13 protein-coding genes and 3 pseudogenes are annotated in these 13,909 nt (G+C 36.1%); 9 read left to right on the forward strand and 7 right to left on the reverse strand.

Annotated features, from left to right (window positions below; genetic code table 11):
- Both C9J51_RS19490 and lepB read left to right on the forward strand, forming a co-directional pair.
- A pseudogene (locus C9J51_RS19490) lies at positions 1-326 on the forward strand (hypothetical protein); the annotation flags it as partial.
- A 345-nt stretch (positions 327-671) separates the two neighbouring features.
- Complete coding sequence (lepB, locus tag C9J51_RS07650; RefSeq protein ID WP_045040968.1) at positions 672-1,553, forward strand: signal peptidase I; 882 nt, start codon at positions 672-674, stop codon at positions 1,551-1,553.
- Positions 1,554-1,704: 151 nt separating this feature from the next.
- Here the strand turns inward: lepB and C9J51_RS07655 are convergent, their stop codons facing one another.
- Positions 1,705-2,157, reverse strand: coding sequence for a DoxX family protein (locus C9J51_RS07655; protein WP_045040967.1), 453 nt, complete (start codon positions 2,155-2,157; stop codon positions 1,705-1,707).
- Positions 2,158-2,363: 206 nt separating this feature from the next.
- Here C9J51_RS07655 and C9J51_RS07660 point away from each other — a divergent pair, with 206 nt between their 5' ends.
- Positions 2,364-3,254 carry a LysR family transcriptional regulator gene (locus tag C9J51_RS07660; protein ID WP_045040966.1) on the forward strand — a complete coding sequence of 297 codons (891 nt, stop codon included), beginning with the start codon at positions 2,364-2,366 and terminating at the stop codon, positions 3,252-3,254.
- A 38-nt stretch (positions 3,255-3,292) separates the two neighbouring features.
- Here C9J51_RS07660 and C9J51_RS19750 read toward each other — a convergent pair.
- Positions 3,293-3,391 (reverse strand): annotated as a pseudogene (locus C9J51_RS19750) (IS1595 family transposase); the annotation flags it as partial.
- Positions 3,392-4,056: 665 nt separating this feature from the next.
- Between C9J51_RS19750 and C9J51_RS07665 the strand changes: the two are divergent.
- The 4 genes from C9J51_RS07665 (at position 4,057) to C9J51_RS07680 (ending at position 7,533) form a co-directional block, all read left to right on the forward strand.
- On the forward strand, positions 4,057-4,971 hold the full coding sequence (locus C9J51_RS07665; RefSeq protein ID WP_107274948.1) for a hypothetical protein: 915 nt from the start codon (positions 4,057-4,059) through the stop codon (positions 4,969-4,971).
- A 606-nt stretch (positions 4,972-5,577) separates the two neighbouring features.
- On the forward strand, positions 5,578-6,519 hold the full coding sequence (locus C9J51_RS07670) for a putative phage abortive infection protein (protein WP_107274949.1): 942 nt from the start codon (positions 5,578-5,580) through the stop codon (positions 6,517-6,519).
- 217 nt (positions 6,520-6,736) lie between these two features.
- Positions 6,737-7,006 (forward strand): type II toxin-antitoxin system TacA family antitoxin, encoded by a 270-nt coding sequence (locus C9J51_RS07675; RefSeq protein ID WP_045040521.1) that lies wholly within the window; start codon positions 6,737-6,739, stop codon positions 7,004-7,006.
- Positions 7,003-7,533, forward strand: coding sequence for a GNAT family N-acetyltransferase (locus C9J51_RS07680; RefSeq protein ID WP_045040520.1), 531 nt, complete (start codon positions 7,003-7,005; stop codon positions 7,531-7,533). The genes C9J51_RS07675 and C9J51_RS07680 overlap by 4 nt, the downstream gene beginning before the upstream one ends.
- A 160-nt stretch (positions 7,534-7,693) precedes the next feature.
- On the opposite strand, the pseudogene C9J51_RS19790 reads toward C9J51_RS07680, so the two are convergent.
- Positions 7,694-7,864 (reverse strand): annotated as a pseudogene (locus C9J51_RS19790) (IS91 family transposase); the annotation flags it as partial.
- 91 nt (positions 7,865-7,955) lie between these two features.
- On the reverse strand, positions 7,956-9,701 hold the full coding sequence (locus C9J51_RS07690) for a DEAD/DEAH box helicase (RefSeq protein WP_045040519.1): 1,746 nt from the start codon (positions 9,699-9,701) through the stop codon (positions 7,956-7,958).
- A gap of 282 nt (positions 9,702-9,983) precedes the next feature.
- Here C9J51_RS07690 and C9J51_RS07695 point away from each other — a divergent pair, with 282 nt between their 5' ends.
- Positions 9,984-10,577, forward strand: a complete 594-nt coding sequence (locus C9J51_RS07695) for an NlpC/P60 family protein (RefSeq protein WP_052668165.1) — start codon at positions 9,984-9,986, stop codon at positions 10,575-10,577.
- A gap of 63 nt (positions 10,578-10,640) precedes the next feature.
- Here C9J51_RS07695 and C9J51_RS07700 read toward each other — a convergent pair whose 3' ends face one another.
- The 3 genes from C9J51_RS07700 to C9J51_RS07710 form a co-directional block, all read right to left on the reverse strand.
- On the reverse strand, positions 10,641-11,600 hold the full coding sequence (locus C9J51_RS07700) for a DUF3137 domain-containing protein (protein WP_045040518.1): 960 nt from the start codon (positions 11,598-11,600) through the stop codon (positions 10,641-10,643).
- A 13-nt stretch (positions 11,601-11,613) separates the two neighbouring features.
- Positions 11,614-12,168: a LemA family protein gene (locus C9J51_RS07705; protein ID WP_107236936.1), complete on the reverse strand. Its 555-nt coding sequence runs from the start codon at positions 12,166-12,168 to the stop codon at positions 11,614-11,616.
- Between the two features lie 138 nt (positions 12,169-12,306).
- Positions 12,307-12,801 carry a GNAT family N-acetyltransferase gene (locus tag C9J51_RS07710; RefSeq protein WP_045040517.1) on the reverse strand — a complete coding sequence of 165 codons (495 nt, stop codon included), beginning with the start codon at positions 12,799-12,801 and terminating at the stop codon, positions 12,307-12,309.
- 303 nt (positions 12,802-13,104) lie between these two features.
- On the opposite strand from C9J51_RS07710, the gene rsuA reads away from it, so the two are divergent.
- Positions 13,105-13,803: a 16S rRNA pseudouridine(516) synthase RsuA gene (gene rsuA / locus C9J51_RS07715; protein ID WP_045037433.1), complete on the forward strand. Its 699-nt coding sequence runs from the start codon at positions 13,105-13,107 to the stop codon at positions 13,801-13,803.
- The last annotated feature ends 106 nt before the right edge of the window (positions 13,804-13,909 follow it).

Below are 13,909 nucleotides of genomic sequence, written 5' to 3' on the forward strand. Positions count from 1 at the left end.
ATTTCCAATTATTACCCTTTGTTGGCGCAGAACATCAAGCTAAAAAAGCGGGAATAAACTTTGCTTTTGCCGATTACCTCGAACTTATTGATTGGACTGGTCGCTGTATTCGAAATGATAAAAAAGGTTTTATTGCACCTAATCAACCCAAGATTTTACAACAAATGGGAATAACAGCAGGTGCTTGGCTTGAACACAGTGAACAGTTTATGGAACATTATGCCAACGTGAGTGGTAAATGGTCTCAAATGTGTGCCTTCAAACAACGTATTGGTGGACATTGGTGTAAAGGGAAGTCAGCGAGTTATCAGTTACATCCTAATTAAATATAGCTCCTTATAATCATATGAAAATACGGCAATAATCATCAGGATTGTGGGCGTTGTTGATCCTGAAATATGGGAATAAGCCTGATTTAACCAAGAATGTAAAAAATAAGCGGTAATTTTTACAGTAAAAGAGTCTGTTGCTGGTGGAATGGTTTGCTTTTTTTGCGGTTCAATTTAAAAGCAAAATATATGGCTGTCCAAATTGTTCCATTAAAGTAATGACTAACACAGTGAGATCATAGTTTACGAAATCTAGCCGTTTTATTTAGTACATTAATCATGTTTAATAAGGCGTATTATTATTCATAGATTATTCTATTTACACAGTTTTTGGGATTGAACATGCTTTCAGTATTCAACGCAGCAGAATTGTTCTCACTTATTCTTACTATCGCGACCTTGATTACAGGCCTTGTTTTCGCATTAGATAAGTTCGTATGGCAACCTAAAAGAGAGGGGCTGACAAAGGAGAGTACATCAAGTTGGGTTGCTCAAGCACGCTCATTGTTCCCTGTATTGTTTGCCATTTTGATTATTCGATCATTTATTATCGAACCTTTTCAAATTCCAAGTGGCTCAATGCAACCAACCTTGCTTCCTGGTGATTTTATTGGCGTAGAAAAGTTTGCTTACGGACTACGCGATCCTATTTTCCATAAAACATTAATTCCAACGGGTAAGCCACAACGTGGTGACATTACCGTATTTATTGATCCGTCTAACCCAAAGATCGATTTAATTAAACGTGTGGTTGGTTTACCGGGTGACACCGTTATTTACCAAAACAAAACGCTGTATATTAAACCGGCTTGTGATGGTCGAAAAGTCTGCCCTGTTGCGCAAGAAGTACCTAAACAATATGTTGGTTTAACTAACTTTACTGAGCAAGGGGTGCGATTAGATGAATACAACGAGCAACTAGGCAAAGTTAATCATCACATTTTGCGAGATCCTGCATTACCTGAACAACTTTACCGTTATTACCAACAGCCAGGTTCACCAATGGGCGTATGGGTTGTACCAAAAGGTCATTACTTTGCGATGGGTGATAACCGAGATAACAGTTTAGACAGCCGTTACTGGGGCTTTATGCCAGAGCAGAACTTAGTTGGTAAAGCGACCTTTATTTGGATCAGCTTTACCTTCAATCATGATGCAGGTTCAATGTGGCCAAGTTGGTTACCTAATGGTGTTCGCTTCAACCGTATTGGTCGTATTCATTAGAACGACGACAAACAGTAAGCTCAAATAATAAAACCGACGTGCAAATAACTCGTCGGTTTTTTTTTGATTCTATTTTATTTCAAATAAAAATATATGGCTGTCCAATGTTAGTCGGTCCAATAGTCGGTCCAATGTTAGTCCGGACTAAAAATTACTTTTGTGCAGAAAGTCGAGTTGCTAACCAATTATCTACAGCTACTTTACCGCCACCAGATAACATCAAAGACACACTTGCCGCTAATAGTGCTAACCCAAATTCATAACCACCATTAGACATAAACAACCCATTAGGTAAATGAACACTTACAATCGCAATCAACATAGTAAAGGCTAATACCAGCGCGGATGGTCGAGTCAATAAACCAAGAATAATAAATAGACCACCAAAAAACTCAGCACTGCCTGCTAAAAATGCCATAGCGACACCCGGTGCTAGTCCAATAGATTCAAAGAATTGTCCGGTTCCAGCTAAACCATAACCACCAAACCACGCAAACAGTTTTTGAGAACCATGAGCCATAAATATAATACCCACAGGAATACGAAGTGCTAACGTGCTAAAGCCTGCATTTGACGTTAATAGTTGCTCGATTTTCTGTTTCATTTTATGTCCTTGCTAATTCAATGTAAGAGGATTTCCCTCTCTGCTGCTAAATTATTATAGATAATTGGTTCTCAAAGAAAATTGGAAGTATTTGAGTTTATAGTTCAATTTTTTTGAATGTATAAATAGACATGGTAGGGTACGTGAACTTGAATTCACTATATGCTGTCATATTATGGCTTAATATCTTTAAAATGAGGATCGTCATGCAATCACCCATTACTCTTGATGCACTAAGAGCATTAGATGCCATTGATAGAAAAGGCAGCTTTGCCGCTGGAGCCAAATCCTTATTTAAAGTCCCTTCTGCACTCACTTATACCATTAAAAAGCTCGAAGACGACCTTAATGTGGTTTTGTTTGATCGTTCAAAACAAAAAGCGCAGTTAACTTCAGCAGGCAGATTAATTTTAGATCAAGGACGAGAAATTCTGATAGCTACCGATAAATTAGAATCGGCAGTAAAGCAACTTGATTCTGGGTGGGAAAGAAATATTATCATCTCAAGAGATACCATTATCCCGCTAGCTCCATTACTAGAGTCTGTTCTTGAGTTCAATAAATTAGAACATGATACCAATATTACCATTTCTGAAGAATCACTTGGTGGAGGGTGGGATGCGCTGCATAGTAATCGTACCGATATCGCCATTGGCGTTTCAGATCACTTACCAAAAGGCGAGTATCAAATAAAAGAGATTGGTAGAGTCGATTTTCTATTTGTAGTAAGCCAGAGTCATCCCTTAGCCCTTATAGAACGATCTATCGAAGCCAGTGATTTATTGCTTTATCCCTCTTTAATTGTATCTGATTCTTCTGTATTACTGCCCACCAGAGACATGGGTTTGTTTAAAAGCAAACAACAAATCCGCTTTAAAACCATGCAGGCTAAAATTGAGGCTCAGACAATGGGGCTTGGTGTCGGTTTTTTACCTCGTCATTTAATTAAACAGCAACTACATGACGGTATTTTGATTGAGAAAAAATGCACAGTGCCAAGAGTTAACCCGCCTTTATTCATTGCTTGGCATAAAGATAACGATGGTAAAGCGTGCGAATGGTTAACCAATGAATTAATCAGTAAGGCATGGTTGTAATGGTTTGTTTTATAACTATCACCGCAAGCATTGATAAGTAGATGTACCTGATTGCCACCGTTTTCAGCGACGATGGTATGATGAAATACATTGGCTTTCTCAACGTCTTTGAAGCAAGCTAACCTATCAGAAATCAAGAAAAAAACATAGAATAGCCATAATTTTGAGCTTTTAAGTGTAAATGAAAGTCAGTGAGTTATAGCTTCTTAGAATGAGATAAAAATACCGCAATAACGGTTAATATTGTGGTTTTTGGTGATCTTGAAATATAGAAATAGAATCGATTTAACCAAGAATGTAAAAATAAGCAGTAATTTTCACAGTAAAAAAAGCTGTTGCTGGTGGAATGGTTTATTTTTAGGGCGCTATTTAAGAACAAAATATATGGCTGTCCAATGTTTTATTTGATGCCAATATTTTACTGAAAAGTCCAATAGTAAATGCAAAACTTACCCCGTCATTCCCTACAGTGAGGTTACGAACGAGATAGGGAATCTACTTACAGCATGTTGTAGTGTTATTATTTTTGCTAGATGTGTTTCTTTATTTAAATAAGAGAAAGATAAACTATATTGCACTTTTTATACTGTTAATAGATACCCGAATTAGTATTAGGAATAAAGCTAAAAGGAATATATCTAATTTTGTGACTTATATCGGGTGGTAAATATAATAATATGTTTGATTTATAATGTTGTTTGTATAATGACGAATAAAATACGGGCGTAGGTTCAAAGAACAAATTCGGGCAAGTTGTTAATATAATAAGTTGTTATGTTTTGGAGGATAGTTAAAAATTATTATGATAGAAAAAGAATTAGAACAACTAAAAAAAGATATCTTGTATACTGTGGAAAATAGAGAATACCCATCAAATAAAGATAAAATGTTAGTTATATCAAAATATTACAAATATATATCTAGCTCAATTTTAATTAATCCAGTAATAATCAAAAGTGATAGGGATTTGTTAAGTGAATTTGAAGCTGTATATTTTTGGTTAGAAGAGCAATTTACATATTTGCCAGAATCTTTAAGTATGCAAATTAAAAAAATACATGATGAGAATCAGCTTTCCACTTTATTTGCAGTACTGTTTAGTTTAGACATCGATGATCTTGATAAATTTTATAAACAAAAAGAACGAGAAAATTACCAGGGTATTTTAAAGTCAGTATTCAACTTGAAGATAACAATATCCACACCAGAAGCTTATGAAAATATCTCAAATAAACGATTAATAAATGCGAAGATAGCACTAAATCGATTATCTCAAATGGTTAAATTTGCAGCATCTAAAGTTGATAATGATTATTATAATCCTGAATTATTTCAGGATTTTTCAGATAATTATAATCCAGAAATCATTAATAAAAATAAAATATTATCATTAGTTTCGTTGTTTAAATCACAGTTGGAAGGTTTAAATAAAGACAAAAATGTTGATTTATTGTTGGAAAAACTAAATAGTGTTGAAAAAGAAATTAATAAAAGAAAACCTCATTGGGGAATTATATTTTCAACATTATTTGTCATTTTTGGTTTTACTGCGGATTTGAAAACTATTAGTCCTGAAATATATGAAAAACCATTTAAAACAATAGAAGCTATTATAGTAAATTTACATGAAGATGGTCAGGTTAAGAAAAGTCATACGTCTACACTTATTGAACATAATAAATGCACTCAGGCTAAAGATACTTTGCAATTAGAATAGAAAACATAACAGATAAGGATATGTGTCGCGCAGCCGACACCTATCCGAAGTGTTGGACAAGCCCGAGCAACCTTATATAAGTAAATATTGAAAATATCTTAAAGGGTGGTGCTGAAAAAGTTTGTTGGAATTTTAAATGATAATATATTTAAAGTTAGTGAAAATTATTATTTGTTGAATGTGATTAGTTATTTAAATAAGAAAGAAATTGTTTAATATTATTATTTAATTTATCAGGATGTTTTTATTTTTGAAAAAAATATAGCTTTTTATTCAATATAAATAACTTTCAACGGTACGTTTTGCGTGTTTTTTGATACATGTATTCTTTTATGTAAGTTAGAAAGAGAGAAGTCATATCGCACTTTTTATACTGTTAATACATACAGCAATTAGTCTTAGTAAAAAAGTAGCAACTAAAAGGCAGATGCCCGATTTTGTGACTTCTATCGGGCAATCAATGTAATAATGTTTTTGATTTATAATGTTTTTTGCATAATGACGAATAAAATACGGGCGCAGGTTCAAAGAACAAATTCGGGCAAGTTGTTAATATAATAAGTTGTTAGCAGTCTCATTGCAGTATCCAGAATAGGTAGTTATAGAGTGAAATATAAATTTACAATCTCAATATTTAGTATTTTTGCCGTAATAATTTTACTTTTATATGTTACAGAGTTCCATGGTGGGTTATCCGACTCACATTCAGTATGGGGAGAGTTTGGTTCTTTTTTTGGTGGTGTTCTAAGCCCGATAGTAAGTGTTCTTGCATTTATCGGTCTTCTGTATTCTATGGACCAAACTAAAGCACAGTTTAAACAACAAAGTGAAGAAAACTCCTTTTATTCTTTACTAAATTTTCATCATTCAAAGACTAACCAAACTGTATATAAAGATTCTGTTGGTTTTGATGCTTTCAAAGCTTTATCGGAACAATTTGATATTAGCTATAATGATTTTTGTTTCTCTATTGCCAGAAGAAAAATTCAGGAAGATCCGTCTGAACTTCCAAGTTTTGGATACGATTTTCTATCTCGTATTATTAAAGAGCGTTCTCCATTAATTGAAGGTACTGGGAGAGATTTAGTTATTTACTATTTTGGGCTAAGTGAAAATAAAAATGAATTATTTAAAGGTCTATTTGACGCAAGTATTATTGATGATGAAAAATCTAGAATTGAAGCTATTGGAGATACTCTGATAAGGCAAATGAAACCAGATGAGCGGGTTAAAATAATAGGGGATATCTATAATAACTTTTACCACGATTATGGTCATATATTAGGGCATTATTTTAGAAATCTTTATTACACTCTTCAGTTAGCAGACGCTTCAGATAAGAACGATTCATATGCAAATATATTAAGAGCGCAGCTATCAAGATATGAATTGAACCTTTTATTTTACAATGCATTGAGCAAGTATGGGTCAACCAAATTTAATACTCTATTAGTTAAATATAACATTCTTAATGGTTTATATAATTGGGATGTTTGCTATAAACCTGAACCTGATGATTTAAAAAAAGATTTAGCTCTTTTAAATTGATTAAACTGCTAACAAGGCGCTTAAACGGAACTAAAACAGTGGGTTACGTTTCGCTTCGCTACACATTTTAACCCACAATTTTAGTCCGCTTAGCGCGACGTTATATTCACAAAGCTTAAAAATTGAATCCGCATTATCTCCGTACAAGTTGCGCTTTGGTTGTTTAAATCTTATACTCAGGTTAATTACGGAGTTACTCCGTACGATTGGAGGTTTTATGGCTACTGCAAGACTTGATATCCGTTTGGATGAAGAAATCAAAGCTAAGGCTGAGAAAGCTTCAGCTTTACTTGGTTTAAAAAGCTTAACTGAATATGTTGTTCGTCTAATGGACGAAAATTCAACTCAGGTAATTTCTGAGCATGAAAGCATCACTGTTGAAGCAAATGTATTTGACCAATTCATGCTTGCTTGTGACGAGGCTAAGGCTCCGAATAACGCATTACTTGAAGCTGCAGCATTTACTAAAAGTGGTGAGTTTAAGTGAGTTATTCCAAAACTTTCAAAGAATTGGATAAATCACAGCATGATAGAGCATCATTTGACTGTGGGGAAAAAGAGTTAAATGATTTTATCCAAACTCAAGCTGCTAAACATATGCAAGCAGGTATTAGCCGCACAATGGTTTTGCCTGCTTCAGTGCCACTACTAAATCAGAAATATCCAATTTGTTCATTTTATAGTATTGCGCCAAGTTCGATTAGCCGTGATACGTTGCCACAAGCGATGGCTAAAAAATTACCACGCTATCCAATTCCTGTTTTCCTTTTAGCTCAACTTGCGGTTCATAAAGAATTTCATGGAAGTGGGTTAGGTAAAGTTAGTTTAATCAAAGCTCTCGAATATCTTTGGGAAATTAACTCCCACATGAGAGCTTATGCCATTGTTGTCGATTGTTTAACTGAACAAGCGGAGTCATTCTATGCAAAATATGGTTTCGAGGTTCTTTGTGAAATCAATGGTCGAGTAAGAATGTTCATTCCAATGAAAACAGTCGGCCAGTTATTCACTTAGACGTAAGAGTGAATATAACAGATAAGGATATGTGTCGCGCAGCCGATACCTATCCGAAGTGTTGGACAAGCCCGAGCGGCTTTATATAAGTAAATATTACGAATATCATGAAGTGTGGTGCTGAAAAGAAGTCGAACATTATCCTTATTGTTTTACGTTTTTATCTGGGTCGAAAAATCCCCGCCAATTGCATGACATGCTGACAGCATGGACAAAAGGGTTGTGCCGTTAAACGGATAACTTTTTGTTGTGAGGGCAACGTCAGTTTCCTTGATAACATAAAGGCATATTGGATCAGTTGAAGTTGTTTCTTCTCATGCCCTCGTAATATCACTAACTAACTTCTAGCTAACTATAAACTTCAAAACCAGTAACTTAGCTGTAAGACGAGTAAAAGTCAGTACAGCTAATCAGTTATTGCTTCAGCCTTTCTGATACTGATCCAAATCGAAAAGTTTATCGCGTATCGCCCAGAAGCGGCCATTTTTACGGGCAATGACGATCTCTGGCGGTCTTAACCGATGTTCGTTATTCGCCACTTTTGTCGGGGCGGTATCGATAAAGGGGCGATGCTTATCCACTAAGTGCGGATTAATGAACTTGGTGAGAAAGTCACTTTTTTGAGTCTTGGTTGATAACTGCCAAATCTCGTTAATTTCATTGTCTTCTTCGCCAATATAAACCACTTTAAGTTGTGGCTTACCAAACTTATTCTTACCCGGTTCTAAACGCATATCGGTGCATTTCATTATCATTGCATCTTTGAGCTTTAATGCTTCGCGTAGCTTTTTATCAGGGTCAACCATCACTGCATTGCACTGATGACAGCGGCGGGCGGCAATGTCGTTATCTGCGCCACATTCTTCGCAATATTTAGCGCGGAAACGGTAGCCACATTCTTCACGCTCACCCGTATCGTCATCTTCAAAATAGCCTTGGCAACGACGACCATAATGCTCAACGAGGAAGCCAGCAGGATCAAGCTTGCCCCAAAAGCTATTGTTGAAACCACATGCAGGGCAGGGAACCATTATCACTTCACTGTCGCCATTCGGTTTAGGATCACCTACTTCAGGTTGATAGAGATCGTAACAGTTACCCGCATATTCAAGAATAAGGCAGTCTTTTTTACCTTCAAATAAACGTAAACCACGGCCGACAATTTGTTGATAAAGGCTAATTGATTCTGTTGGGCGTAATACGGCAATAAGATCAACATGAGGCGCATCAAACCCCGTTGTTAATACAGATACGTTAACAAGGTATTTGATTTTTTGTGCTTTAAAATCATTAATGATCCGATCGCGTTCATCAAGGGGAGTATCGCCGATAACAAGTGCGGCATTTTCATGTGCGAGATAGCCCATGATCTCTTGAGCATGATTAACGGTAGAGGCAAAGATCATAATACCGCGACGATCTTTGGCGTAATCGATGACTTGTTCGATGATCATTGGTGTAGCGCGCCCTGATTGCTCGATTACACTATCAAGTTCTGATTCTTTATAATGACCGGTATTAGATGGTGTTAACGACGAAAAATCGTAGCCTAATACCGCCATATCCATCACTTTAGGCTCAGTTAAAAAGCCTTCATCAAGCAAGTAACGAATGGGTAATTCAAAAATACAATCACGAAAGAAGCGTTCAGTTTCCGTTTTTACTTGACCACGAGTATGGTATTTGTAAATCCAGCCTGTACCTAATCGATAAGGGGTGGCAGTTAATCCAAGCACTTTGATATTGGGATTAACGGTTTGTACATGTGTAATAACTTTGCGGTAAGCGCTATTTTCATCATCAGGTACGCGATGACACTCATCAATAACGAGTAATGAAAATTGTTCATGAAATTTATCAAGACTGTTTGCCATTGATTGAACGGAAGCAAACACCACTTGTTGATCGGTTTCTTTACGGCCTAATCCCGCAGAGAAAATAGCTGCTTTAAGACCATAGCTTTCATATTTAGCGTGGTTTTGTTCCACCAGCTCTTTTACATGAGTGAGTACTAGAACGCGGCCTCTAGCAATACGTGCTAATTCTGCGACGACGAGGCTTTTTCCTGCGCCTGTAGGCAGAGCAAGAACGGCGGGTGTGCTATGTTTGCGAAAATAATGAATGGTAGCGTTAACGCTATCTTGTTGGTAAGGACGTAAAGTATACATACAGCAAATCTATGACAAATGAACTGCTACTAGTGTACATTTAACCAGTATTTTGGCAAGTGTTAACAGCAGCTAAACAGAGAGCAATAATTTACTGAATTAACATTGAATTAGGTTGGTTTTGTAAAATAAAACTTGTCAAGGAAATAAGTTTTATTTTGCGGTAATCGCTATGGTCGTTATTGAATTTATATATTGCATAAATAGGGCAATGTAGTATTAATAATAATGTTACATTGTAACTTAGCTATGATTTTACCTATAATTTAAAAACGACGACCAATGCTTTATATTCTCAGAATTATTATCGTTTTATCGGCATTTTTATCATGGTATGCCGCTGCGTCTACTACGCGAACGACTGCTCATGTGACGGTGCATCATTCACGTATTCATCGTCATTACTTACATAAAAGTAAACGACATGAACATATATTACACCATAAACACCATGTACGTAAGCGCCATCACCTGACAAAGTTGCAAGAGCGACGACACGTGCGATTGGTAAGGAATAAAATTTTTCATGCATATTATGGATGGAAAGGGACACCTTATCATTTTGGTGGCTCAAGCCATCGAGGGATTGATTGTTCTGCATTTGTGATGAAGATGTATCGTCAGGTATTTCATCGTGATTTGCCTCGAACAACATTAGGGCAAGTGAAATTAGGTCGGCGAGTTAGTAAGAATCAAGCCAAGTTGGGCGATTTAGTTTTCTTTAAGACGGGTCGTAATGAACGTCATGTGGGGATTTATCTTTCTAATGGTGATTTTATGAACTCAGCAAGCTCGCGGGGGGTGTCTATTTCAAATTTACATCATACTTTTTGGAAGCGGCATTTTTGGCAGATTAGACGATTAGTCGCCATATAATATGTAATAAAAACGGAAGCCTTGAGCTTCCGTTTTTTTATGGCTGAAATCTATGCCGGGGTGTTATGGTTTTGTCCAGATTCGAGTATTTAAATCTAATTCTTCCACAATATTAATCACAAATTTTAGATCATAATAAATAGAAGCAATAAACGTTAATGAGTCGGCTTGTTGGAATAATTTAGGTTCAAAATAATTTTTAGAGCTTGAAATCGCGATATACAGATGATCATTAACAAATGAGAAGGCTATTGTATGATCCGAGCGATTACTGAAATTAATTAGTCGTTGTATCATGGCGGGTGATAATAGATAACGGGCTTCAACTTGATCGTTACTGTACACATTGAACAGTTGCGTAAACTCAGGATCTTCAAGAATAACTTGTTGTTGGTTATTACTGAATATGTCAGAGAGTTTCTGACCCATTGCGGAAAAAATACTGTGATTCTTTGGCATGATGGTCGTTTGACCGGAGAAATGCTTATTTGCATCAGCAACGAAAAAGAGCCCTTTAAAAATAGTGTGCCATTGGTCTTGGCTTTTACCATTGTTATCTCGACCTTGGGTTTTATATTCCGTGTGCAACTCAGAAAAACGTAACGATGTTTTATCTATGTGACCTTCAATAAAATCTTCACCTCGATAACGATCATAATGACGACCAAAAAGGGCACTATTTTTATAATCTTGTTTATCAATGCATTGTGTCGGTTTGTAATTAAAACTGTTATCAATTGAACTTATTAATTTGGTGACAATTTTATGTTTATAATCTTTTTTATATTGATCCCAGCGTTTGCTGTATAAACGGTGCATAACGATCGCAATGATAATTGAAAAAATGATACCAAACGCCTGAAAGTTATACATAAAGCTTAATGGAATGATCGTCACGGCAAAACCGATACCAAGCAGTAATGAGATCCAATATTGTTTTATGACTTGTTTACGATCCTGATCAAGCGCTTCAAGCTGAGGTTTAAGATGGGTTTCGTAAAGTACAGTCAGTTTACTATCCATGAATAATTATGTCCTACTGCTTAAATAAATGTGCTGCATCAATGTTGGTGCGTTCTACGTCTGAAATTTCAAATAACGGTAAAGTGGTTAACAGCATTTGGTTGGCGATAAAGCTTGATGGAAACATTTCAATGGCGTTGTTATAACGTGTTACTGCGGCATTAAAACTACGACGAGCGGCTGAAATTTGTTCTTCCGTTTCATTAATCGATCGCATCAAAAAGATTGTGTTTTCGTTCGCTTTTAAATCAGGGTAGGCTTCAACCGCAATTTTAAAGTGAGAAACGGCATCTGATAGTTGTTTATCTAACTGAGGCTTATTTGCTGTATCGATATTGCATGATTGCTGTCGTAATGCGGTTAACTCGGTTAATACTGATTGCTCATGTTTCATATACGCTTTGGTGGTTTCAATTAAGTTAGGGAGTAAATCAAACCGTTTTTTAAGCATGACATCAATGCTTGCCTCTGCATTTGCGACTTGATTTTTCTTACCAATAAGGCTGTTGCGCATTGCAATATATAGCCCAGCAACCAGTGCTATAAAGACGATTATACTTATTAACATTGTTATTTCCTTTATATAAACCAGTGGCGAGGAGCAGGGGGTGTGATTGCCCGTATTCAGGTGACCCTTTAGTTATAACGAAAAAAGCCCTGTTAAAACAAGGCTTAAATTTAGATTAATCGTTATTATTAAGTTTATTTATGAGGCGATAGTGGCAGCGACTGGGGATTCTGTTAAGTTTTTTGTTATCATGCAAAATTGACGACGAGGCGTAAAGCCATGCTTTTCATAGAAATTACGTGCACCTGCATTACCGATATTGACCTCAAGCGATAACGCTTTAACCCCATCTTGAACAACTAATGTTTCAAGTTGTGGTAATAGCTCTGTTCCAATGCCGTGTTGACGCCAATTCGCTTTTAAATAGAATTGATCGATTAAACCAATTTTTCCGCCATGCTCAAGACTGAAGCTATAACTAACAATAATATGCCCAGCAATATGTTTAATGCCGTGTTGTTCTACTTCAATGAACCATGCCTGTCCTAATGCTGGATTACTTAACAGCTGCTTTACCGCGACCATGGTTTGCTCTGCTTTCTGAGGTAAAGCTTCGTAATCAAATAATTCATCGATTAACTGAAGAAATTTATCTAATGAAGAAAGTATTGGTGTGCGAAGAGAAATGTTCATACTGAGTCCCTAAGTTAAAGCTTTACCATTGAAAGCTTTATTGGTTACAACGTGTGAGTAAGTTGTTGTATTTGCATAGAGTGGATGTTTTTTTAATTTGTAATCTAGCAGATATATGACAATTGAGTCATAGAAATGTTCATATTTTTAATTAAATAACGGCAGCGTTAACTATTTTTATTTTTGTTCGTTGCCGTTTCAATGTGTTTAAAGCATGAATGTGTTCGAAAATGAAGTTTTTAATGCATATCTGTGATTTGCTTCCTATAATACCAAATCTTTTGTAAGTAGCGGAGCCAGTCAATGAGGCTTGATAAATTCTTAGGTACCACTTTAGGTATCACCCGTAGAGAAGCCGGTAAACTTCTTCGTGATAAAATGATTGAAGTTGATGGCGAAATCGTTCGCAGTGCTTCTTTCTCTGTCGGTGACGATAATAATGTAGAATTTAATGGTCGTCCACTTCGCCTGCAAGGGCCTCGTTACTTCATGTTGAATAAACCACAAGGTTTTGTGTGTTCACATGTTGATGATTTCAATCCGACTGTTTTTGTATTGTTTGATGAAGTTAGCCCTGAAAAAATGCACGTGGCTGGACGTTTAGACAGTGATACAACCGGTTTAACGTTATTAACGGATGATGGCCAATGGTCACACCGTATTACGTCACCACGCCATGTGTGTGAGAAAGTGTATTTGGTAGAAACCGCCGATCCTATTGTTGCTGAAAATATTGCACAATTTGAAGCGGGTGTGCAATTAAACGGTGAAGAAGGGCTTACTCGTCCTGCAAAATTAGAAATTGTAGGTGAACGTGAAGGTGTTTTAACCATCACTGAAGGTAAGTACCATCAAGTGAAGCGTATGTTTGCAGCGGTAGGTAACCGTGTTGTTGGCTTACATCGTGACCGTGTTGGTTCACTTGAATTAGATGAAGATCTTGAACCTGGTCAATACCGTCCATTAACAGCTGAAGAAGTTGCATCTTTTTTAGCTAAATAATATTACGGATTGTTTTCATTGTTAAAAAAGCATAAATATTATTATTTATGCTTTTTTTTTATAATTAGATACCCAACGATTATTATTCTCTTAATTAAGACAAGTT

The sequence above is a fragment of the Photobacterium iliopiscarium genome (genome assembly GCF_003026395.1).
Taxonomy (GTDB): Bacteria; Pseudomonadota; Gammaproteobacteria; order Enterobacterales; family Vibrionaceae; genus Photobacterium; species Photobacterium iliopiscarium.